Consider the following 21,767-nt stretch of genomic DNA (forward strand, 5'->3'; position numbering starts at 1 on the left):
CCGTATACTGCCAAGTGATGAAGGTCTTGGTGACAGGTGGGGCAGGATTTATAGGGAGTACGACCTGTTCGGCTCTGGAAGACGCCGGGCACACGCCCGTGGTGCTGGATTCGCTGGTGAGTGGTCCCCCAGCATTTACGCGTGGGCGCATCTTCTACCAGGGAGACATCGCGGATGCTGCCCTGATCCAGCGCATCTTCGCGGAGCATCCCGACATCGACGCCACCATCCATTTCGCCGCGCGCATTGTGGTGTCAGAGTCGGTGGCCCTACCTGCCCTGTATTACCGCGAGAACGTGGTGGGTAGCCTGACGCTGTTCGAGACGCTGAACGCGCTGGGACAGGGGCGGGTCATCTTCAGCTCCAGCGCCGCCGTCTATGACAGCCCTGCCGATCTGCGGGTGGATGAGAACAGCCCTCTGAAGCCCCTCAGCCCCTACGCCCGCAGCAAGCGCATGACCGAAGAGATGCTGGAAGATCTGTGTGCTGCCTCTCAGGCCACCGCGCAGCCGATGCGGGCCATTGCCCTGCGCTATTTCAATCCGGTGGGAGCTGATCCTGCTCTTCGCAGCGGGCCGTACATCTCGGACCCCACCCACATCCTGGGCCGTCTGATGGCCGCTGCCCAGGGAAGGGCAGACAGATTTCAGATCACGGGCACCGATTACGCCACCCGCGACGGAACAGGACTGCGCGATTACATCCATGTGTGGGATCTGGCACTGGCCCATGTGGCGGCCCTGGAGGGCTTTGACCGGGCCTTTGGGCGTGCGGCCCACAATCTGGGGCCGGGCGTCGCCTTCATCCCGATCAACGTCGGGACCGGGAACGGCGTGACGGTGCGCGAGCTGGTCACAGCCTTTCAGGATGCCTCGCCCACACCGGTTCATGTGGAGGACGCCCCACGCCGCCCCGGCGACAGCGCGGGAGCCTGTGCCGATACCACGCGGGCGCGGGACTATCTGGGCTGGACCGCGCAACTTGACGTGGCTGAGGCGATGCAATCGGCCTTCGCGTGGGAAGCGGTACGGGCCGGGCGGCTGGACACTGATGTAGAAAGGACTGAAACGACACGGTAAGCTTTATCAGACACAGGCGGGAACACTAAATTCTATATTTCGGGACACGTCTGCAACTCGTCACGCTTTCTTAATTGTCGCCCGCTATGATGCGGGGCGTGATTAAGACGGATGCAGTATCCACTCTAGTGGAGAAAATACAGTCTCGCGAGGCGCGGGTAGGTGTGGTGGGACTGGGGTACGTGGGCCTGCCCTTTCTCGTCGAGAAGGCCAAGGTGGGCTTTAACGTGGTGGGCATCGACCTGAGCGCCGTACGTGCCGGAATGGTGGCACGCGGCGAGAATTACATTGGCGACGTGCGTGATGAAGATCTGAAGGAGATCGTGGAGCGGGGGCTGGTGACCACGGCCACCAACTTTGAAGGGGTGCCAGACCTGGACGTGATCGTCATCTGCGTGCCCACGCCGCTAGACCGCAACCTGACACCGGACCTGAGCTATATCCGCAGCGTGACGCATGAAATTGCCAAACGCTTGCGCCCCGGCCAACTGATCAGCCTGGAAAGCACCACCTATCCTGGCACCACCGAGGAAGTTATGAAGCCCATTCTGGAGGCGGGCGGATTGACAGCAGGCGTGGACTTTTTCCTGGCGCATTCCCCGGAACGCGTCGATCCGGGTAACGCGCGCTACACCACCAAGAACACCAATAAAGTGGTGGGCGGCAATGACCCAGCCAGCCTGGAAGTCGCGCTGGCCTTTTACCGCCAGACCATCGAGCATGTGGTGGCAGTCAGCAGCGCCAAGGCTGCCGAGATGGTCAAGGTCTACGAGAACACCTTCCGCGCCGTGAACATCGCCCTGGCCAACGAGATCGCGCTGCTGTGCGACCGCATGGGCATTTCCGTATGGGAGGTGCTGGACGCCGCCTTTACCAAGCCCTTCGGCATCATGCCCTTTTACCCTGGCCCCGGCGTGGGTGGCCACTGCATCCCGCTGGACCCGCACTACCTGGAGTGGAAGGCACGCGAGTACAACTTTCAGACGCACTTCATCGCGCTGGCAGGCGAGACCAACCGCAAGATGCCCGAATTCGTGGTGGATAAGGCTGCCCGCGTATTGAATGGGGCACGCAAATCGCTGAACGGCTCGAAGGTGCTGCTGTTGGGCATGGCCTACAAGAGTGATCTGGACGATTACCGTGAGTCCCCGGCGCTGGAGGTCTACCGCCTGCTGAAACTGTCCGGCGCGGACGTGTCCTTTCACGATTCTTGGACCCCCGAAGTGGACGAGCATGGTGTGAAAGCCAGTGGCATCGCCCTGACCGACAAGGTGTTGCAGGACGCCGATCTGGTGATCATCACCACCAAGCACAGCGACGTGGATTACGCCAACGTGATCGAGCAGTCGCAGGCGATTCTGGATACCCGTTACGCCACGCGCGGCATGACCAGCGAGAAGGTGACGTTGCTGTGACCTCCCAGACTTCTGACCAGAAACGCTTCGGCCTGACCGGGGTGTCTGGGTACATCGCGCCCCGGCACCTCAAGGCCATCAAGGACACCGGGAACGTGTTGAGCGTGGCCCTCGATCCTTTCGACTCGGTGGGCATCATGGACTCGTACTTTCCTGACGCCGAGTTCTTCACGCAGCCAGAGATCTTCGAGCGCTACCTGTACGACGCGCGCCGCCTGGGTAAAGGCGTGGATTATGTCGGCATTTGCAGCCCCAACTACCTGCATGACGCGCATATCCGCATGGCGCTGCGGGCGGGGGCCGACGCCTTGTGTGAGAAGCCCATCGTGCTGAACCCAGAAGACATCACGGCCCTCAAAGAGGTCGAGGAAGAAACTGGGCGGCGGGTCTGGACCATCCTGCAACTGCGTTCCCATGCGGCGCTGGAAAAGGTCAAAGCCGAGTTGAACCCCAGCAGCGGCGACAAGTACGATGTGGACCTGTCGTACATGACCAGCCGGGGAACGTGGTATCTGCGGAGCTGGAAGGGCCGCGTGGATGAGAGCGGCGGGCTGGCGACCAACATCGGCGTGCATTTCTTTGACATGCTGGCATGGATGTTTGGCGATATCGAGCGCGTGGAAGTGCATCAGCGCAGCGAGACTGTGTGCGCCGGATACATGGAACTGGAACGCGCACGCGTGCGCTGGTTCCTGTCGATTGACCCCAGCTACCTGCCCGCCGAGCAGATTGCCAAAGGGCAGCGCACCTACCGCTCCATTACCATCGACGGCCAGGAAGTCGAGTTCAGCGAGGGCTTTACGGACCTGCACACCGAGGTCTACCGCCGCACGCTGGCCGGGCAGGGCTTCAGCTTGGACGACACCTATCAGGCGATTGCCACGGTGGCTAAGATTCGCAAGCAGGACATCGTGAGTGCCGGGGCGGATACGCGGCACCGCTTTTTGAGGGGCTGAGATGACCCGAGAGAACGCCCAATCGAAATCCTGGTGGAAACATGACAGCGCTTACGTGGACGACGGCGCGCAGATCGGCGACGGCACAAAGATCTGGCACTTCAGTCATGTGATGGGCGGCGCGGTGATCGGTGAGGGCTGCTCTTTGGGGCAGAACGTCTACGTGGCAAACAATGTGACCATCGGCAAGGGGGTAAAAATCCAGAACAATGTCAGCGTGTACGAGGGCGTGGTTCTGGAGGATTATGTCTTCTGCGGACCCAGCATGGTCTTTACCAATGTCCGCACGCCGCGCAGCGAGTTTCCGCGCAACAGCAGCGCCGACTACACCATTACGCGGGTAGGACGCGGGGCCAGCATCGGCGCGAACGCCACTGTTGTTACGGGCGTCACGCTGCACGAAGGGGCGTTTGTCGCGGCGGGCGCAGTCGTCACGCGCGATGTTCCGGCGTTTACCATCGTGGCCGGAGTGCCTGCGCGGGCCATCGGCTATATGAGCGCCAGCGGGGATCGGCTGGATTTTGCTCAGGGCGACACCGTGACCGACTCGGCGGGGCATACTTACCAGCAACTCAGCGAGACTGAAGTCAGGAGGCTTTCATGACTGCCACCGCAACACCACACATCCCCATTCTTGACCTGAAGCCTGAGATCGACGAGCTGCGCCCCGAGATCATGGCGGCCATAGGGCGCGTACTGGACCGCACCGACTTCATCATGGGCGAGGACGTCCAACTGTTTGAGCAGGAAGTCGCCGCGTACCTGGGCGTCAAACATGCCATCGGCGTCAACAGCGGCACCGACGCGCTGGTGATTGCCCTGCGTGCCCTGGGCATCGGTCCCGGCGATGAGGTGATCACCACGCCGTTTACCTTCTTTGCCACCGCTGAGAGCATCAGCATGGTGGGTGCAAAGCCCGTGTTTGTGGACATCGATCCGGCCACGCTGAACCTGAACCCGGAGCTGATTGAGGCGGCTATCACGCCCAACACCCGCGCGATCATGCCTGTTCATCTATACGGCAACCCGGTAGATATGACCCGGATTATGGAGATTGCCCACAAGCACGGCCTGAAAGTGGTGGAGGACTGCGCCCAGAGCTTCGGCGCACGCTGGCGCGGTACACAGACTGGCACCATCGGAGAGTTCGGTGCGTATTCCTTCTTTCCCAGCAAGAACCTGGGGGCTTACGGCGACGGCGGGCTGCTGGCCACCAATGACGATGCGCTGGCCGACACCGCCCGGATGCTGCGTGTTCATGGCAGCCGCAAGAAATACCACAACGAAACCGTGGGGTACAACAGCCGCCTAGACACCATCCAGGCCGCTATTCTCCGCGTGAAGCTGCCGCACCTGGAGAAGTGGAACGCCCACCGCTATGAAGTGGCCCGGCAGTATAATGAGGGCTTGAAAGGGATTGAGGGTATCGTGACACCTGAACTGACGGACGGCCATGCTTTCCACCAGTACACCATTCGGGTACAGCACGGTAGGCGCGCCGAGGTTCAGCGGAAGCTGGCCGAGCATGGTATCGGGACGATGATCTATTATCCGATTCCCCAAGACGAACTGCCGATTTATAACGGCCAGTATCCGGCGTATGAACATAGTAGTTTGGCGGCGAAGGAAGTATTGAGCCTGCCTATCTTTCCCGTAGAGACTGATAATTCCGCAAAACAATTGCATTATGTAATTTCAACCATCAAAAAGTTTTATGTCAATTAGGAATTTAGTAATTTTCACGGAGAGATTCCCTTATTATGGTGGAGAGCAATTTTTAGAATTAGAGATTGAGTATTTAGCTAATAAATTCGAAAAAATAATTCTTGTTCCTAGAATTGCCTCTGGTAATGTAAGAAAATTACCTCAGAATGTTTTCATATCATCATTCTCGCCTCGCCTAAGCTTATATGAGATATTGTCTGCAATTTTCGATAAAAATTTTATTCTTGAAGCCGTAAAACATTGGAAAGCCGTTTCTTCTCCCAAAGGTGCTTATAGATTATTTAATTTTACGGTGTATGGTAAGAGAATACAGCGATGGATTGGCAGGCTATCTCCAGAAATAGTCAATTCGGCGTATTTTTATTCATATTGGATGTCACATGCTGCGATAGGTGTTGCTTGGGCAAAAAAAAGTGAACCTAAATTAAGTTTTATAACTAGAGGTCACGGTTGGGATGTCTATTCTCATATTCACAACCCGCCGTATTTACCATTTAGATCGCTGATCTTTGATTCAGCGGATAGGATATATCCAATTTCTCAAGCCGGCTTAAACTATATATGTGAACGAAATTTCGTTTTACCCGATAAAATCAAGGTTGCGCGACTAGGTGTAGCGAAGTCCCGGCATCTGACAAAAAGATCAGATGACGGCGTTTTCCGTATTGTATCATGTTCAAGTATGATCACGCTTAAACGCATTGAGATAATTATCCGCATTATATCTCAACTGTCTCAGCGTCGAGAATTTTCTAAAAAAATTATATGGACACATTTCGGTGATGGTCCTTTGCATGATGAATTGGTTTCATTGGCTAATAGGCTATTCACAAACCAGATTGAGTGCGTATTTACTGGAAATGTAAAAAATGCTGAAGTGTTAAAATTCTATACCGAAAATCCTGTCGATATTTTTATTAATACTAGCTCATCCGAAGGTATACCTGTAAGTATTATGGAGGCGCAGGCCTTTGGTATTCCAGTCATGGCCACAAATGTTGGCGGCGTATCAGAAATAGTAGATGAAAATAACGGCTTTCTTCTCGACATTGATTTTGAGATCGAAGAAGCAGTCCAAAATTTTATCAAGATCTCTTCTGATAGTTTTTTAATGGATAATTTACGTCGTGGCAGTTTCGCCATGTGGGCAAGTCATTATGACGCGGCAAATAACTATGAAGACTTCTATCACGATATTGTATCTTTGGTTACTTGAATGATAACATTCAAATCTAATATTATTCAGACTATCTTTAGACAAATCATAGGAATCGGACTCGGTTTTGCACTACTTACAATTATTGCCCGAACACTTGGTCCTGAGGGAAATGGTGTTTATGGTACAGTAATTATATTTATTACTATTTTAGCTACTTTTCTGAACTTCGGCCTGACATCATCAAACGTTTATTTTATTTCGCGGCAGAGATCTATTCTTCCGCTCGCTTTTAAATCCTCTTTGTTGTCTTGGTTTAGTTTATCGATTATTGGTTGTATAATTGCATTTTTTGTAGTTTTTTTATCATCTAACCGTATTTTTCCAGACATACCAATTCAGTTGCTTTATATTAGTATAATTGCTTTTCCTATATTGTTATTCAATAATATAATGCTGGGAATTTTCCAAGCAACCGAAAATTTTAAATATTTAAATCTAGTGACCCTATTACCTATTATAATTAATTTATTATCTCTGGTGATTGTAGCTATTTTTGTCCACATAAATATAACTAGTGCGCTTGCATGTTATATATTTGCGCAATTAATTGTATCGATTGCAATTACTTATCTAATAAAATATAAGCTGAGTCTAAATTTAGATGAAATATTCTCAATTGGACAAATAATTTCTTATATTAGAGATGTAGCGAAATACAGCACTATTGCACACGCAAGCAATGTAGTTACTTACTTAAATTATCGAGCAGACTTTTATATCGTAATATCCATTCTTGGTCCAGCAGCAGCAGGTATATATTTTCTTGCTGTGCAGATTGTTGAACGCTTGTGGATAGTTGCGCAGTCGATAAGTTATGTTATGTTACCAAAGCTTGCGAGTGGTCCCAGAAGCGAAGATGCAAAGCGTTTGGCTATTAGGCTTGCTAGTATTTCTTTAGGGCTTACATTTATCTTGGCATGTGTTGTTGCCTTTGTTTCTGTAAAATATTTGAGCAACATCTTTGGTAATAGTTATGATCGTGCCTCAATTCCAGTTATGATCTTATTACCTGGAATTATTCTTGGCAGCCTAAGTAAAATTTTCAGCAATGTGATGGCAGCATATGGCGAAGTAAAGATAAACTTATGGGTGGCAATTCTGCTTCTATTTGTGAATATAGCACTTAGCTTAAATTTGACGCGCAATTTTGGTTTGGGAGGTGCAGCTTTAGCAACTAGTATATCGTACGCCATAGATGGAATTCTAAAAACTGTCTTGGGTCTACGCTTTCTTAGAACCACTATCGCATTGCAACCTAGTTATAGTGAAAAAACATAAGCATAGTTTCTACTTTATAGTAGACTTGTGAATTATAGAGGCGATATGAGAAGAAATATTACATATGTGTGTATGCAGACTCTCGAACAAGGGCAGGCAGCTCATGCACACGTTTTTGAAATAATCAAAGGTTTAAAAAAAAGAGGATGGAAAGTCGATCTAATCCAGTCCTCTCCAGGTCATAACACTTCGACTTCCTCTTCAAAGACAATCAGCAAACTAGCCGTGGTCAAAAAAATTATTGACTCGATTATGCAGCAGGCCGTATACTTTCCAAAAAATTCACCAGATATATACTATGTAAGATTTCATTTCCTGACTATTGTAATTCTTATGAGAGCGAAGATAATGAAGATTCCAATTATATTCGAGATAAATGGTCCCTTTGAAGATGTCTTTATCGCTTGGCCTTTAGCTAAGAAATTCCGTAAATTTTTAATTTATATAATGGAATATCAGCTTAAACAATCCACTTATATTATTGCTGTTACCCCTCAGCTCGCTATATGGGCCTCTTCAATTGCACATCATCAGCGTGTATCGGTAATACCGAACGGTGCTAATACTGATATTTTTCGCAGAACAATTGAGACAAACTATTCTGATAAATACGCGGTATTCTTTGGTACTTTGGCCAGCTGGCAAGGGATTGATACTATAATCGCTGCTACCAGGCTACCTGCTTGGCCAGATGATACAAAAATGGTGATAATTGGTGACGGAGAACTCTCTAGCAAAGTTAGCGACGCAGCTAAAGATAGTAATAGGCTAGTCTATTTAAATAGGCAGAAATATGAAACTCTTCCTGATTTGATTTCAGGTGCAATACTGTCAATTAGTGTGCAAAATAATACTGGCGACAGAGCAAAAACTGGTCTATCGCCTCTAAAAGTTTATGAATCTCTTGCTTGCGCCACTCCGATAATCGTATCTGACTTTCCGGGTATGGCAGATTTTGTCAGGGAACTCGATTGTGGGATAGTTATAGAGCCGGATAATGCTAATGCTTTGGCAGAGGCAGTGAAGATAATGGCTGAAAATCCAGAGTTGACCAATCAAATGGGAGCCAGAGGTCTTCACGGTGTTCTAGCATCTCATTCTTGGGATGCTCGTGCTAGTAGAACAGAGGAGGTTATTGTAGATGTACTTAAAAACTCAAGTAAAATCCTCGCAGGCTCGATATAATAAATCTTCTATTGGTAAAGAATGGTCAAGATATTTGCTATATATGTTTTTAATTTTATATCCGATTACAGAAGGTTTTTCAAATGATTCTTTTCCAATAGGAAATTTATTCGTAGTTGCTTTGCTTGTATTTCTATGGATAATTGAAACTTTGAGAGATAGAAGATTATTTATAACTCATTCTTCTATAGTTTTATTTGCACTATCCTTCTGGACCATAGCGTCGTTCTTTTGGTCTACCGATCAAGACAAAACTATATCTCGAATTATGTCTTTAATACCTATAGTATTAGTCTATCTGATCATCATTGATCTAGTCAGATCAGTTGCCGCATTGCATAGATTCTTATATTCATATTGCATCGGTGCCATCATTTTAGCTTTGACGGCAGTATTTAATATAATAAACGGAGTACGGTACGAGGGACTTTACAACAGGTTCAGTGCAATTGGCTATGATCCAAATAACTTTGGCATTTTCATAATGAGTTCTGTACCTTTGTTTGATTACTTAATTCAAACATCGAAGCCAAATAGCCTGTGGTATTCATGGGCCTACTACATATTTTGTTTATCTTTAGCATTGTCGACAGGCTCGAGAGGAGCAATTATCTGTGGTGCAATAGTATCATTATATATGCTGTTTCTCAGAATCAACATATTAAAGAATAGCAAATTAATAATTAAAAATATGATACTCATGTTAATGGCGATATATAGTTTATATTTTTTGACTCAATATTTCATCCCTCCCGAAGCGCTGGAGCGCTTCTCTAACCAGATAGTCTCAAGTGCGGATGATAGTCGCGCAAGTATATGGCAAGAATCCTACACACTCTGGAATAATCATTGGCTAATAGGGATAGGTGCGAATACAACTTCTTCTAATACTGTTTCAGATACTCAGGCACATAACACTTTTATTTCTTCATTTTCAGAATTAGGATTAATCGGAGGCACATTATGGTTGATCGCCTGGATTGCTCATATTATTTATGCCATTCGTATTTATAAAACTCGTCCAAATCTGTCCATATCTTTAACTATAGCCATTGCTTGTGTCATGATTGGAGCGCTGACACTAAATTGGGAAGCAAGAAAACCGCTATATATTGTATGGGCAGCAGCGGCGTCTTCAATATCTATTTATAGAAGGCGCGAAGGCTATGTATTTGATGATGAATTGGCAATTTAATAATTATAAGGTGATATACCTAGTCGAAATCTTTACAGATTGTAACGAAAAGACCATTTATTAGAACGTAACATATTGTTAAATTAGTAGGTGCATACGTTAAAAGATGAAGAGAGGTACATATGAAGATAATCTACATAGTTACTATACCACTAAGTGCTAAGGTATTCCTGCAAGGACAACTATCCTACTTTAGAAATAAAAATTATGATGTCCATCTCGCAACATCGCCTTCCGCAAGCAAAGCTATCGAACAGATTGCCCATCAAGAGGGCATAAATGCACATTCTATCCGTATGCAACGTGAGATATCTCTATTTAAAGATGCAGCATCGCTCGTAAGAATGTTACATCTAATGAAACAGTTGCGCCCAGAAATTGTCAACTCAGGAACACCCAAGGCAGGGTTGATTGGCAGCGTTGCAGCGGCCCTGTTAAGCATACCAGTTAGGGTATACACACTTCACGGCCTACGACTCGACACCACTAATGGACCCAAGCGCATCCTATTAACCTGGATGGAGCGCTTGGCCTGTGTTTGCGCCCATCGGGTAATTTGCGTTAGTCCCAGCCTAAGAGATCGAGCGATTGAACTCAAGCTGGTATCCCCAGTCAAGGCTTTAGTCCTAGCATCCGGCACCTGCAATGGCATCAATGCACAGCGTTTCCTCCCAGAATTCACATCCACAGAGCAGTTACTCACATTGAAAAATGATCTTGCGCTCCCTGCAAATGCACCTGTCATAGGTTTCGTCGGACGCTTTGTGAAAGACAAGGGTATTGCGGAACTGTTGCAGGCTTTCGGGCGGCTTCACGAGGCCAATCCCAGGACACGTCTGCTTCTGGTTGGTGATTATGAACAGGGCGACCCGGTGGCCGCCGATGTTCGTCACACCATCGAAACCCATCCAGGCATCGTGCGTGCTGGGTTCGTTCCCGATACTGCACCCTATTACCAACTCATGGATGTGCTGGCGCTGCCCACCTACCGCGAGGGATTTCCCACTGCCCCCTTGGAAGCCGCTGCCGCTGCAAAGCCTGTGGTCGCAACCAATGCGACAGGCGCGGTGGATGCCGTTGTGGATGGCGTGACTGGATTCACGGTTCCCGTGGGCGATACTGGGGCGCTGGCAGATGCCCTGCGGCGTCTGCTGGAAGACAAGGCGCTGGCAAGACAATTTGGACAGGCTGGACAGGAGCGCGTGCTGCGCGACTTTCAATCCCAGCGGATCTGGGAAGCTCTGGACGAGTTGTATCAAGAACTTCTGGCCGAAGCGCAGGCCCGAAAAGGTCAGCGGCTCAAGCGGTCTGTCGATGTAGCTGCTTCGGCAGCGGGGCTGGCCGTTTTATCCATTCCCATGCTGGCGCTTGGGCTAATCGTTCGCCTCAAGCTCGGTTCCCCCATCCTGTTCAGCCAGCAGCGCCCCGGCCTGCGCGGTCAGTCCTTCACCATGTACAAGTTCCGCACCATGCGCGACGCGACAGACAGCAACTGCCAGCCCCTGCCTGACAGCGAACGTCTGACCCCACTGGGCCGCTTTCTGCGTGCGTCCTCGCTAGATGAGTTGCCAGGACTGTTCAATGTGCTGCGCGGCGACATGAGCTTGGTGGGGCCGCGTCCTCTGCTGATGGAATACCTGGAACGCTACACGCCCACGCAGGCTAGGCGTCACGAGGTCAGGCCCGGCATTACCGGCTGGGCACAGGTCAACGGGCGCAACGCCATTTCCTGGGAAGAGAAATTTAAATTGGACGTGTGGTATGTGGACAACCGCAGTTTTGCACTGGACATGAAAATCCTGTGGATGACTGTACAGAAGGTTTTCAAGCGCGAGGGCATCAGTGCGGTGGGCGAGGCCACTATGCCCAGATTCGAGGGTCGCCCCAGCAGCGAAACATGAGCGGCATTCTGGTGGTGGGTGCGGGCGGCCATGCCAAGGTGGTGATTGCCACCCTGCACGCGGCGGGAATGGACGTGGTCGGGGTGCTGGATGACCGCGCTGAGTCCTGGGGCAGATCGGTGCTGGGCTACCCGGTGCTGGGCGGTCTGGAACGCCTGGAAAGTACGCTAGGCCGCGCCGTCCTCGCCATCGGTAGCAACGCGGCGCGGCATAACATTGTTGCCCGGTTTCCGAATGTGGTGTGGGTCTCGGTTGTCCACCCGGCGGCCACCGTGCATGGCAGTGTGCAGATAGGGCTGGGAACTGTCATATTCGCGGGCGCGGTGATCCAGCCGGATACCATGCTGGGAAGTCACGTTATCGTCAACACGGGCGCGACGGTAGATCATGACTGCGTGTTGATGGACTACGTGCATGTGGCTCCCGGCGCGCATCTGGCGGGCGCGGTTCACCTAGAAGAAGGCGTATTTTTAGGCGTTGGCTGCGCGGTTGTGCCCAGTGTGACGGTAGGACACTGGACAACGGTAGGCGCTGGCGGCGTGGTGGTTCGGAATCTGCCTGCCAACACTGTGGCGGTGGGTATACCGGCCCGGCCAAAAGAGGAGAGAATACAGACATGACTCACACCGCCCCCAAGCAACTGGACCGTACCCTTGCCCCCTGGCCCGTCTTTGAATCTGATGAGATCGAGGCCGTGACCGAAGTGCTGCGCTCAGGCAAGGTCAACTACTGGACGGGCACCGAGGGCCGCGAGTTTGAGAAGGAATACGCCACCGTGCTGGGCGTGCCTTATGCCATCGCGCTGCACAACGGCACGCAGGCGCTGGAGTTGGCGCTGTACGCCCTAGGTGTGCGCGCGGGCGACGAGGTGATTACCACGCCGCGCACCTTTATCGCCTCGGCCAGCGCCGCCGTGATGCGTGGGGCCGTGCCCGTGATGGCCGACATTGACCGCAGCAGCGGCAACATCACCGCCGAGACCATCCGCGCCGTGCTGACCCCACGCACACGGGCGATCATCGTGGTGCATCTGGCCGGGTGGCCTGCGGACATGGCCCCGATCATGGAACTTGCCCGCGAACATAACCTGTTTGTCATCGAGGACTGCGCCCAGGCCCACGGCGCAAAGTACGCCGGGCAGCATGTGGGCACCATCGGGCACATGGGCTGCTTCTCGTTCTGCCAGGACAAGATCATGAGTACCGGTGGCGAGGGTGGTCTGCTGGTTATGCATGACGAAGCGCTGTGGAGCAAAGCCTGGGCCTTCAAGGATCACGGCAAGAGCTACGACGCCGTGTACAACAAGGAACACCCACTGGGCTTTCGCTGGCTCCACGAGTCCTTTGGTACCAACTGGCGCATGTTGGAAGTCCAGGCTGCGATTGGCCGCCTGCAATTGCAGAAGCTGCCGGGGTGGACTGGGCAGCGCCAGAGCAATGCGGCGGTGCTGGCCGACCGCTTTGCGAATTTGCCTGCTCTGCGCGTGCCCGTGGTGCCGGAAGGCTCGGAACATGCCCAGTACAAGTTTTATGTGTATGTGCAGCCGGGAAACCTGCGCGCGGGCTGGAGCCGTGACCGGATCATGGCTGAAGTGGTGGCGCGTGGCGCACCGTGCTACACCGGCACCTGCTCCGAGATCTATCTGGAAAAGGCGTTCACGGATGTTGGGCTGGGGCCAAAGGAACGGCTGCCTGTGGCCCAGGAGCTGGGCGAGACCTCGCTGATGTTCTTGGTGCATCCCACGCTGACTGAGGCCGATATGGGTGCGGTGGCGGATGTGGTGGAAGAGGTGGTGCGGGAAGCGACGCGCGCAGACGCCTGAACTCAGGGCTGGCGGGGAATGAACTCGATACGGCGCACGTTCAGGTTGCGGTCTGCCAGAGTTTCGTTATATGGGTTACTTACGGCGATTGTAATAGGTGTAGCTGCCACTTGTAAATTAAGATCCTCCCAGCCTGACCCAGTGAAAATCGTTTTGATTACCTTCTCATTTTGTTTAATTACTAAAACTGGGAAGATTGCATTTGCCTCTTGCCCTCGCACTTTCAAGGTTAGTTCTCCCGCGTCACATGGCGTTAAAATCATTGGAGGCGGCTTTACGAGAGAGGCAGCGTGAATTTTTGGAAACCAAGTACCTCCACTCTCCTTTGGAATACTAACATTCTGAAACCCTCGGCAATTTGGTGCTTTTAGCTGAATTTTAGCTAAGTTTACTATGCGTATATCTGCTAAGTAGTAGTCGTTAAAATATGCTATATATAAATAACCTGCCCTAGGAATAAGTAGCTGTATAGTTCGCTGTTGATCGAAAGCTGAATTTAAGATCACATTGTTGTCAAAGGCAACGATAAGTCGTGGATGTTCAGAACCAGCCAATTCACCATCAGCAGTAATTTTAATTAAGCCTCCAGAACACAGCCGGGTTTTCAACCATGCGTTGCCAGAAAACTTGAAGCCTCTATCTCTGGGAAGTACATAATTATTGCCGCTTTCATACCAGAGGCTAAATACTGGTGGCTGAGTGCAGTTCTCGACCTGAGTGGGCGCGAACATTAGATTCTTGGATGGTATAGGTAGAATTAACACGCTTCTAACACCCGCCGCAATTAGCAGCGGCCCCACCCCAAGTGCCAGCGCCCGTAGCAGTGGCTTCATAGCTGCACAGCCCGCTCTGTTCCTCACCGTCGCCCTGTCAGCCACAGCAGCGCCGCCCCAGCCACCACGGCGATCAGGTCCGGGGCGTAGGCGGCCACCACGCCGGACACTGCCCCGTTCTCGCCCATCACCCGGAACACGCTCCAGGTGGCGTAATACGCGAACGTCAGCAGCAGCGCCCACACCAGCCCCAGGTCACGCCCGCTGCGGAAGGTGAAGACCGCCAGACTGACCGCAAAAAAGGCCAGCGCCAAGGCAGCCAGCGGCTCGGCAAACTTGCGATGCAGCGCCGTGAAGTCGGCGGGGGACCGGATGTTTTGCTGGCGGTACAGATTGGTTTTGGCCCACAACTCCCGCAGCGGCGTGTAAATGGGCTTCAGCTCGCCGCCGCCTGCGTCCAGATCGGCCTGCACGTCCTGAACCGGCAGGCTACCCGTCTTGAAGGTCAGGACCGTCACGGGGCGCGCGTCCTGGTAGGTCACGCGCTGGCCGTCGCGCAGTTCCAGCACATTGCTGCCCGGCGGCAGGCGCCCTGAGCGGGCGGTGATGACCTCGCGGGGGGGCAATCCGTCCTGCATGGTCACGATCCGCAGGTCTTCCAGCGTGCCGCCGGGGCCGATCCTGCCCACGCTGATGGCGCGGTTCAGGGCGTCGCGCAGTACGATGCGCTGGCCGTCTGCCCCTGTTCCGTCCAGACCGATCACGCGCGGGTTGTCGAAGACGATCTCCTGCTTGACCTTGCGCTCCTGCACCTTGGCGCGCGGCACCAGCCCCTCGCCCAGCGCAAAGGCCAGCACGGTCACGCCCAGGCCCAGCGCCAGCACCGGCCACAGCAGCCGGGTGGCCGGAATCCCAGCGGCCAATGCGCCCTTCAGCTCCGAATCGCTGCTCAGGCGCGACAGCCCCAGCAGCGTGGCGAACATCAGCGCAATCGGCAGGGCGCGGGCGGCAGCCTCTGGCACGTTCAGCGCCAGCACCCGCGCCACCAGCACTGGATTGGCCCCCTTGGCCAGCAGCGGCGCAATGACCTCCTGCAAGGCCGCCAGCACCAGCAGCACGATCACGGCGGCCAGTGCCCCCAGCAGGAGGGGCAGAATCTCGGACAGGACGTAGCGTTCAAAGAGTTTCATGGCTGACCCTGTGAGGATCGAGGAGGCTGAGACTGGAGTGCTGGCGCTTTTAGCTTCTTTGTGAAGGTGGCGGGGTGGGAAGTGACAGGCGCAGCCTGCCCTCCTGCCGGAAGACGCGGCGATCTACCCGGTATGACCATCAGCGCAGTCTCCAGGCCAGTCCGCCCGCCAGCAGCAGGAAGGCCAGGTTGGGAATCCAGGCGGCCAGGGTGGGGTTCAGCGCCCCGGCCCCGGCCAGCCCCGGCATGGTGGTCCACAGCACGTAAAAGCACACGATAAAGACCAGCACGGCGGCAAAGGCGGCGGCGCGGTTGCGGATCAGCAGGCCCAGCATCCCGGCGGCCAGGGCAAAAACGATGGGCGTGGCGGGGTCTGCGACGCGGGCCGCCAGTTGAAAGGTGTAGTCGCGCACGCCCTTGCGGCTCAGTGTATTGCCCGCCAGGGCGGCACGCAACTCGGCGTTGCTGACCTGCTGGGCGGCGGGCGGCGGCGGGCGCAGGGTATCGGTCTGCGGCACCACCACGTCGGTGGGGGAGCGCTGCGGGTTCTGGCCGGGGCGCGTGATCCACGGGTTGCTCAGCGTCCAGGTCTGCTTGCCCGAATCCCAGATGCCGAACTGTGCGGTCAGGATCTCGTCGCCGCGCTGGACCATCACGCCGTCGAGCCGGGCCACCTGACCGCCGCCACTGTCATTGTTCACGCGGCCCGCGTAATACAGCGCGTCGGGCGGGGCGTAGGTGTATTTTTCCTGCTGGGGCGGCGGCGGGGCCATGTCGTAAATGCTGTACCACGAGCGGTCCCAGTTCGCCAGCCCTGCTGGAACCAGGGTGCCTGCATTGAAGTACGCCAGCACGCCCACCAGCGCAAAGGGAATGGCCAGCGGCCACACCAGACTCAGCGGGCGGATGCCGCTGGCCAGGATCGCCTTCAGCTCGTTATCGCGCTGCATCCGCGAGAAGGCCAGGAGGATCGAGAACGGCACCGCCAGCACCAGCGTCTTGTTCAGGTTCTGCGGCAGGATCGACAGAAAGGCCGCCACCGCCTTGAACACAGGCGGGTGGTAGATCAGCAGCTTGCCTACCGTGCTGCTCAGGGCGTCGGTCATCAGCAGGGTCAGAAACAGCGCCACGCCCGCCAGATACCAGCGGGCGATCTCGCCGAGTACGGTTCGGGTCAGGATGGGCACGGCCAGGATTCTAGCGGCCCAGCATGAGGAAAAGGGGGCGGAATGCGGGTTTAGTGGGGGTGGTGGGTAGGGGAGGGGAGCCTATTGCTTGGTAATGGTTCTGGCCTGCCCACATGGTTTGACCCCTCTCCTGCGGAGCTGTGCCAGCCAGTCTGCTACGCAGCCAGCTCCCCTCAAGAAGTGCCAAGAGAGCGCTGCTGGACGAGCAATTCCGCAACCCTTGCCTCCCTTCTAAGGGGAGGTGCCCCGGAGGGGCGGAGGGGTTAAACCGCAAACGGCCACCCCACAATCCCACCTCCAACAAAAGAAAGCCCCCTCCATGCGGAGAGGGCTGAACGAGAGGACTGCCCTATCCCGCCTGTGGTGCCCCGGCTCCTTCCCCGGCCCACCCTTTGCGCTCGTGGCGGGCCAGCCGCTCGTGCAGGTGCAGGATGGCGGCGTTGCCGTGTGCGCCGCGTTCGGTGATGGCGCGGGCCGTGGCGGCGTCCAGGTAGGCCAGCCGCAGCAGTTCGGTGCTGCTCAGGCCGTCGCGGGTGGCCTTCACCCCGCGCTCGCGGCGAATACCAGCGCTGTCCAGGCCCACCACGCTGCGGTTGCTGATGCTGCCCAGTTGGCCGTACACGTTGCCCTCGCCGCCGTGGCGGGCCACCGTCGCCATCAGCTCTCGGCGGGCGTCGGTGCTTTCCAGGCGGGAGGCCAGCCAGCGCCGCGCCCCTGGATCGGCGCTGCGTTCGGCGATCTGCGCGGCCAGTTTCACGTCGCCGCCCATCGCGCGGGTCAGCAGGTCCTGCGCCCGCTTGCGCCAGCGCCGCGCCTGCACGGTGTCCACCACAAAGGCCAGCCGGGAGAATTCAGCCAGACTCAGAGTGGCCTCCGGCCCAGCGCCAAAGTCGCGGGCGGGTGAGGTCAGATCATGTTCGGCGGCCAGCGCGTTCCAGTCGGCAGGGGTCAGCCCCAGTTGCGTCAGGGCAGAGGAAGCGAGGAGGAATCCGTCGGCGCTGATGGGCAGCCGGACGGTGCCGAATTCGAGGGTCAGCGGGGCGTTTTGCATACATAGATTATAGCATAAATTATGTAATAAGCATAATTACAGAGGATGGCTTAGAGGGGCTGGAAGGGGCGTTCCAGGATGTGCCAGACCCCTTCTTCCCCTCTTCTTCGCAGCTTCGCAAGTCCGGCCCCCGGAGGGAGGCGACGGGATGTCCGCGCGGCCCGTTTGGCTGTGCCTCCTGGTGTCCTCTGAGGAAACAGACTGGGAATTCGATCATGCAGTTCACCGCCCCTTCTCCGTAAGCGCGACTAGACTGAACGCACAACGCCATTCCCCCAACACCGAGCTTCTCCACGCTCCAAACACCCACTTCTGGAGGTTTGCCCCATGTCCGAACCCGATCAGGTCACGCCCATTGCCCCTTCCGCCGAGCGCTTTCCCGTCCCCCAGAGCGTCCTGGCCCGCCTGCGTTCCGACCCGCAGGCAGACATCGATGCGGCGGCGGCGGACCCGGACGCCTTCTGGCTGGCGCAGGCGCGCAAGCTGGAATGGACCCGAGAACCCACCCAGGGCCTCAGCGGGCAGGCCCCGAATTTCCAGTGGTTTGCCGACGGTGAGACCAACGTGACCCTCAGCGCGCTGGACCGCCACGCGCGCGGCGAGGCGCGGACCCGCGCGGCGTTCATCTGGCTCTCGGAAACGGGTGAGGAACAGGTGCTGACTTACGGCATGCTGCATGAGCGGGTGGAACGCGCCGCCGCCGGACTGCGGGCGCTGGGCGTGGGCCTGGGCGAGCGGGTGGTGATCTACATGCCGCTGACCCCGGAAGGCTGCATTGCCATGCTGGCCTGCGCGCGGCTGGGGGCGGTGCATTCGGTGGTCTACGCGGGCCTGGGCGTGGGCGCGCTGCGGGACCGCATCACTGACGCGGGCGCGCGGGTGGTGATCACGGCGGATGTGGGGTATCGGCGCGGCAAACTGGTGGACCTGTACTCGGTGGCGGCCGAGGCCGTGGCCGATCTGCCGCAGGTGCAGCATCTGGTGTTGTGGGAGCGCATCAAGACCTTCTCGCGCGAACATGACCCGCGCACGGTGGCCTGGGAAAGCCTGTTCACGCATGGGCGGGCCGCCGCCGTACCCGTGGGGGCCGAGCATCCGCTGTACATCCTCTACACCTCCGGCAGCACGGGCAAGCCCAAGGGCGTGGTCCACACGCACGGGGGCTACGTCGTGGGCACCGCCTACCATCTGGGGGCGCTGTTCGATGTCACCGAGAGCGACGTGTTCTTCTGCACCAGCGACATCGGCTGGATCGTGGGCCACGGCTATATCGTCTACGGCCCGCTGGTAGCCGGGGCCACCGTGCTGTTCCGCGAGGGTGCGCCGGATTTCCCGGATCCCGGTATCCTGTGGCGCAGCGTCGAGAAATATGGCGTGGACGTGCTGTTCACCGCGCCCACCACCCTGCGCCTGTTCATGAAGCTGGGGGCCGAGGTGCTAGAACCCTATGACCTGAGCCGCCTGCGCGTGATCGCCTGCGCGGGCGAGGCGCTGAACCCGCAGGCGTGGCGCTGGGCGCAGCAGCATCTGGGCGGGGGACTGGGGGAAGGCGCGCACGCCATCGTCATCGATCACTGGTGGCAGACCGAACTGGGTGCGCCCACGCTGGGCAGCCACCCGCGCTGGGACGCGCGCCCCGGCTTTGTGGGCCGCCCCCTGGCCGGGGTGGTGGCCGACGTGGTGGACGAGGCAGGCAACAGCTTGCCCGACAACGTGCAGGGCCAGTTGGTCATCCGCCGCCCCTTTCCGTCCATGATGCGCGGCATCCACGGCAACCCGGAAAAGTACGCCCAGGTCTGGAGCGAGAACCCGGCGGGCTACCTGTCCGGCGATCTGGCCCTGCGGGACGCGGACGGCTGCTTCTCGATCCTGGGCCGCGCCGACGACGTGCTGAGCGTGGCCGGGCACCGCATTGGCAGCTCGGACGTGGAGGACGCCCTGGTCTCTCACCCTGCCGTGGCCGAGGCTGCCGTGATCGGCATTCCCGACGAGCTGAAGGGCCAGAGCATCGTCGCCTACGTGATCCTGCTGGCCTCCCACAGCGCACAGGCAGACAGCCCTGGCCTGCGCGCCAGCATCGGTGAGCATGTGCGGCGCGAACTGGGGCCGATTGCCACGCTGGGCCGGGTGGAAATCGTCGCCGCCCTGCCCAAGACCCGCAGCGGTAAGATCATGCGCCGCGTGCTACGTGCCCAGGCGCTGGGCGAAGACCCCGGCGACCTGACCACGTTGGAGGGCTAGCGGGAGCGTCCCCGGAGGTCTGGAGACGTGACGGGATGTCCCTCGATCTCGCTCTTTCTGTTTGTGAGCGGAGCTGCGCGGCGGCGGGGAGGGCAGGCTGTCAACAAAACTGGGCTTTGGACAGCTTCACACCACCCTCGCAGCCATAGTCGCCGTGTCACCGTCAAAGTCGGGCGAAGCCGTCTCCGCCTCCGCCGTATGAATCCGGTCCCGGCCCGCAGCCTTGGCCCCATACAGCGCGTTGTCCACCCGCGCCACCAGCCGGGTCAGGTCGTCGCCCGCGTGGCAGGCACTGACGCCGAAGCTGGCGGTCAGCAGGCCGACCTGCGGGTGGGGCGAGGCCAGCAGCCGTTGCCGCAGCGCCTCGGCCCGGCAGGTGGCCCCGGCCCCGGTTGCACCAGGGAGGATCAGCATGAATTCCTCGCCACCCCAGCGCCCCGGCGTTTCACCGTCCTGCGCTTCCTGCCGTAGCAGCCCGGCGATATGTGTCAGTGCGCTGTCTCCGGCCAGATGGCCGTGCGTATCGTTGACCAGCTTGAAATGATCGATGTCCAGCATGATCACGCTGCCGCCCTGACCGGGGACTGTCCTCTTACCAGGGACTGTCATGTCTGGAAAAGCCGCGTCCGGGTGGGCCGGGTCCAGCAGCAGTTCGAGCTGCTGGTACAGGCGGCGGCGGTTGGGCAGGCCGGTCAGGGCATCGGTCCAGGCCTCGTGTTCCAGCCGCAACTGCTTTTGGGCCAGCGCGATGAAGCTGTTCTTGTACCATGCCAGCGCGTGTAGCAGCATCAGCACCGTGCCGGTGGATAGAAAGAGCTGGAGGTCGAAGAAGGACAGCTTCAGATCGCCCTGCACCGCGCGCAGCAGCACCAGCGCCAGGGCAGCGCCGAACATGCCCAGATTCAGCAGCCCGGCGCTGCGGGTGCCGAACACCAGATACCTGAAGACCGCGTTGGTGATCAGCATCAGGAACATGTTGAGGCTGACCTGCCCTCCCACCACGCCGTAATACGCCTGAAACAGCACGAACAGCGCATTGAAGGCGATGGTGATCTTCAGCGCACCTTCCAGCGACTTGCCGCTGACGATCCGGTAGCCGGCCCACAGGCACACCAGCGCCATGACCGCGTACACCCCCAGCATGGGCACTCTGGGATCGGCACTGGACGCCTCCAGTCCCCACAGGATCAGCAGGACGGGCACACCGCAGATCAGCGCGGTCAGGGCCAGACCCTGATGCAGGGTGTGCCTGAGTTCCGCGCCAGGTTCATGGGTGACGTCGCCTGTTTCCCCGGCCGCCATGCTCACCCCGGTCCTCGGGCGCGGGCGCCGGACGCGCGCCGAATCTGAAAGTCTGGAGAACGCGGGGAACCGCATGACCTGAGCTTACGTGAGTCTGGCCCACAGTTCTGTCACAAAACCCTTTCACGCTGCCGGATTTACCTCAATTATGCAAACTCTGATTGGAAGTTGTTGAAAACACCTGGAAATCCGAGCGGGAGTCGCAGAGCTGCGACGCAGAGGAAGAGCGTCCTCATGGGCACCTGTTCA

General features: G+C 56.4%; 18 protein-coding genes. 13 read left to right on the plus strand and 5 right to left on the minus strand.

Annotated elements, in window-relative coordinates; translation table 11 throughout:
• Positions 1–17: 17 nt before the first annotated feature.
• The 12 genes from galE to DAAJ005_RS05075 all read left to right on the plus strand — a co-directional run bounded on the left by galE (position 18) and on the right by DAAJ005_RS05075 (position 13,775).
• Entirely contained in the window at positions 18–1,079 is a 1,062-nt protein-coding gene (gene galE, locus DAAJ005_RS05020) for a UDP-glucose 4-epimerase GalE (protein ID WP_151846157.1), read from the plus strand.
• Positions 1,080–1,177: 98 nt separating this feature from the next.
• Positions 1,178–2,494 carry a nucleotide sugar dehydrogenase gene (locus DAAJ005_RS05025; RefSeq protein ID WP_226342581.1) on the plus strand — a complete coding sequence of 439 codons (1,317 nt, stop codon included), beginning with the start codon at positions 1,178–1,180 and terminating at the stop codon, positions 2,492–2,494.
• On the plus strand, positions 2,491–3,450 hold the full coding sequence (locus DAAJ005_RS05030; RefSeq protein WP_151846158.1) for a Gfo/Idh/MocA family oxidoreductase: 960 nt from the start codon (positions 2,491–2,493) through the stop codon (positions 3,448–3,450). The genes DAAJ005_RS05025 and DAAJ005_RS05030 overlap by 4 nt, the downstream gene beginning before the upstream one ends.
• 1 nt (position 3,451) lies before the next feature.
• Positions 3,452–4,054 (plus strand): acyltransferase, encoded by a 603-nt coding sequence (locus tag DAAJ005_RS19420; RefSeq protein WP_151846159.1) that lies wholly within the window; start codon positions 3,452–3,454, stop codon positions 4,052–4,054.
• Positions 4,051–5,175: a DegT/DnrJ/EryC1/StrS aminotransferase family protein gene (locus tag DAAJ005_RS05040; protein ID WP_151846160.1), complete on the plus strand. Its 1,125-nt coding sequence runs from the start codon at positions 4,051–4,053 to the stop codon at positions 5,173–5,175. Before DAAJ005_RS19420 ends, DAAJ005_RS05040 begins: the two co-directional genes overlap by 4 nt.
• A complete protein-coding gene (locus tag DAAJ005_RS05045; RefSeq protein WP_151846161.1) occupies positions 5,165–6,391 on the plus strand; it encodes a glycosyltransferase in 1,227 nt (408 codons plus the stop codon). Before DAAJ005_RS05040 ends, DAAJ005_RS05045 begins: the two co-directional genes overlap by 11 nt.
• On the plus strand, positions 6,392–7,672 hold the full coding sequence (locus DAAJ005_RS05050; protein WP_151846162.1) for an oligosaccharide flippase family protein: 1,281 nt from the start codon (positions 6,392–6,394) through the stop codon (positions 7,670–7,672). It begins immediately after the preceding gene.
• Positions 7,673–7,744: 72 nt separating this feature from the next.
• Positions 7,745–8,857: a glycosyltransferase family 4 protein gene (locus DAAJ005_RS05055; RefSeq protein ID WP_192930871.1), complete on the plus strand. Its 1,113-nt coding sequence runs from the start codon at positions 7,745–7,747 to the stop codon at positions 8,855–8,857.
• Entirely contained in the window at positions 8,814–10,052 is a 1,239-nt protein-coding gene (locus DAAJ005_RS05060) for an O-antigen ligase (protein ID WP_151846164.1), read from the plus strand. Before DAAJ005_RS05055 ends, DAAJ005_RS05060 begins: the two co-directional genes overlap by 44 nt.
• A gap of 122 nt (positions 10,053–10,174) precedes the next feature.
• Entirely contained in the window at positions 10,175–11,953 is a 1,779-nt protein-coding gene (locus DAAJ005_RS19425) for a sugar transferase (RefSeq protein WP_151846165.1), read from the plus strand.
• On the plus strand, positions 11,950–12,573 hold the full coding sequence (locus DAAJ005_RS05070; RefSeq protein WP_151846166.1) for an acetyltransferase: 624 nt from the start codon (positions 11,950–11,952) through the stop codon (positions 12,571–12,573). Before DAAJ005_RS19425 ends, DAAJ005_RS05070 begins: the two co-directional genes overlap by 4 nt.
• Positions 12,570–13,775, plus strand: a complete 1,206-nt coding sequence (locus tag DAAJ005_RS05075; RefSeq protein ID WP_151846167.1) for a DegT/DnrJ/EryC1/StrS aminotransferase family protein — start codon at positions 12,570–12,572, stop codon at positions 13,773–13,775. Before DAAJ005_RS05070 ends, DAAJ005_RS05075 begins: the two co-directional genes overlap by 4 nt.
• Positions 13,776–13,777: 2 nt before the next feature.
• Here DAAJ005_RS05075 and DAAJ005_RS05080 read toward each other — a convergent pair whose 3' ends face one another.
• The 4 genes from DAAJ005_RS05080 to ddrC all read right to left on the minus strand — a co-directional run bounded on the left by DAAJ005_RS05080 (position 13,778) and on the right by ddrC (position 17,975).
• On the minus strand, positions 13,778–14,506 hold the full coding sequence (locus DAAJ005_RS05080) for a hypothetical protein (RefSeq protein ID WP_151846168.1): 729 nt from the start codon (positions 14,504–14,506) through the stop codon (positions 13,778–13,780).
• Positions 14,507–14,631: 125 nt separating this feature from the next.
• On the minus strand, positions 14,632–15,738 hold the full coding sequence (locus DAAJ005_RS05085; RefSeq protein WP_151846169.1) for an LptF/LptG family permease: 1,107 nt from the start codon (positions 15,736–15,738) through the stop codon (positions 14,632–14,634).
• 139 nt (positions 15,739–15,877) lie between these two features.
• On the minus strand, positions 15,878–16,924 hold the full coding sequence (locus DAAJ005_RS05090) for an LptF/LptG family permease (protein ID WP_151846170.1): 1,047 nt from the start codon (positions 16,922–16,924) through the stop codon (positions 15,878–15,880).
• A gap of 349 nt (positions 16,925–17,273) precedes the next feature.
• Positions 17,274–17,975 carry a DNA damage response protein DdrC gene (ddrC, locus tag DAAJ005_RS05095; protein ID WP_151846171.1) on the minus strand — a complete coding sequence of 234 codons (702 nt, stop codon included), beginning with the start codon at positions 17,973–17,975 and terminating at the stop codon, positions 17,274–17,276.
• Positions 17,976–18,302: 327 nt separating this feature from the next.
• On the opposite strand from ddrC, the gene DAAJ005_RS05100 reads away from it, so the two are divergent.
• Positions 18,303–20,216, plus strand: coding sequence for an acetate--CoA ligase (locus DAAJ005_RS05100; RefSeq protein ID WP_151846172.1), 1,914 nt, complete (start codon positions 18,303–18,305; stop codon positions 20,214–20,216).
• A gap of 126 nt (positions 20,217–20,342) precedes the next feature.
• On the opposite strand, the gene DAAJ005_RS05105 is transcribed toward DAAJ005_RS05100, so the two are convergent.
• Positions 20,343–21,518, minus strand: a complete 1,176-nt coding sequence (locus DAAJ005_RS05105) for a GGDEF domain-containing protein (RefSeq protein WP_192930872.1) — start codon at positions 21,516–21,518, stop codon at positions 20,343–20,345.
• Between the last annotated feature and the right edge of the window lie 249 nt (positions 21,519–21,767).

Source organism: Deinococcus sp. AJ005, from assembly GCF_009017495.1.
Lineage (GTDB): Bacteria > Deinococcota > Deinococci > Deinococcales > Deinococcaceae > Deinococcus.

Coding starts and splice junctions, on each gene's coding strand:
- galE (WP_151846157.1), top strand. CDS start 18: ATGAAGGTCTTGGTGACAGGTGGGGCAGGATTTATAGGGAGTACGACC.
- DAAJ005_RS19420 (WP_151846159.1), top strand. CDS start 3,452: ATGACCCGAGAGAACGCCCAATCGAAATCCTGGTGGAAACATGACAGC.
- DAAJ005_RS05040 (WP_151846160.1), top strand. CDS start 4,051: ATGACTGCCACCGCAACACCACACATCCCCATTCTTGACCTGAAGCCT.
- DAAJ005_RS05045 (WP_151846161.1), top strand. CDS start 5,165: ATGTCAATTAGGAATTTAGTAATTTTCACGGAGAGATTCCCTTATTAT.
- DAAJ005_RS05050 (WP_151846162.1), top strand. CDS start 6,392: ATGATAACATTCAAATCTAATATTATTCAGACTATCTTTAGACAAATC.
- DAAJ005_RS05055 (WP_192930871.1), top strand. CDS start 7,745: ATGCAGACTCTCGAACAAGGGCAGGCAGCTCATGCACACGTTTTTGAA.
- DAAJ005_RS05060 (WP_151846164.1), top strand. CDS start 8,814: ATGTACTTAAAAACTCAAGTAAAATCCTCGCAGGCTCGATATAATAAA.
- DAAJ005_RS19425 (WP_151846165.1), top strand. CDS start 10,175: ATGAAGATAATCTACATAGTTACTATACCACTAAGTGCTAAGGTATTC.
- DAAJ005_RS05070 (WP_151846166.1), top strand. CDS start 11,950: ATGAGCGGCATTCTGGTGGTGGGTGCGGGCGGCCATGCCAAGGTGGTG.
- DAAJ005_RS05075 (WP_151846167.1), top strand. CDS start 12,570: ATGACTCACACCGCCCCCAAGCAACTGGACCGTACCCTTGCCCCCTGG.
- DAAJ005_RS05080 (WP_151846168.1), bottom strand. CDS start 14,506: ATGTTCGCGCCCACTCAGGTCGAGAACTGCACTCAGCCACCAGTATTT.
- DAAJ005_RS05085 (WP_151846169.1), bottom strand. CDS start 15,738: ATGAAACTCTTTGAACGCTACGTCCTGTCCGAGATTCTGCCCCTCCTG.
- ddrC (WP_151846171.1), bottom strand. CDS start 17,975: ATGCAAAACGCCCCGCTGACCCTCGAATTCGGCACCGTCCGGCTGCCC.
- DAAJ005_RS05100 (WP_151846172.1), top strand. CDS start 18,303: ATGTCCGAACCCGATCAGGTCACGCCCATTGCCCCTTCCGCCGAGCGC.
- DAAJ005_RS05105 (WP_192930872.1), bottom strand. CDS start 21,518: ATGGCGGCCGGGGAAACAGGCGACGTCACCCATGAACCTGGCGCGGAA.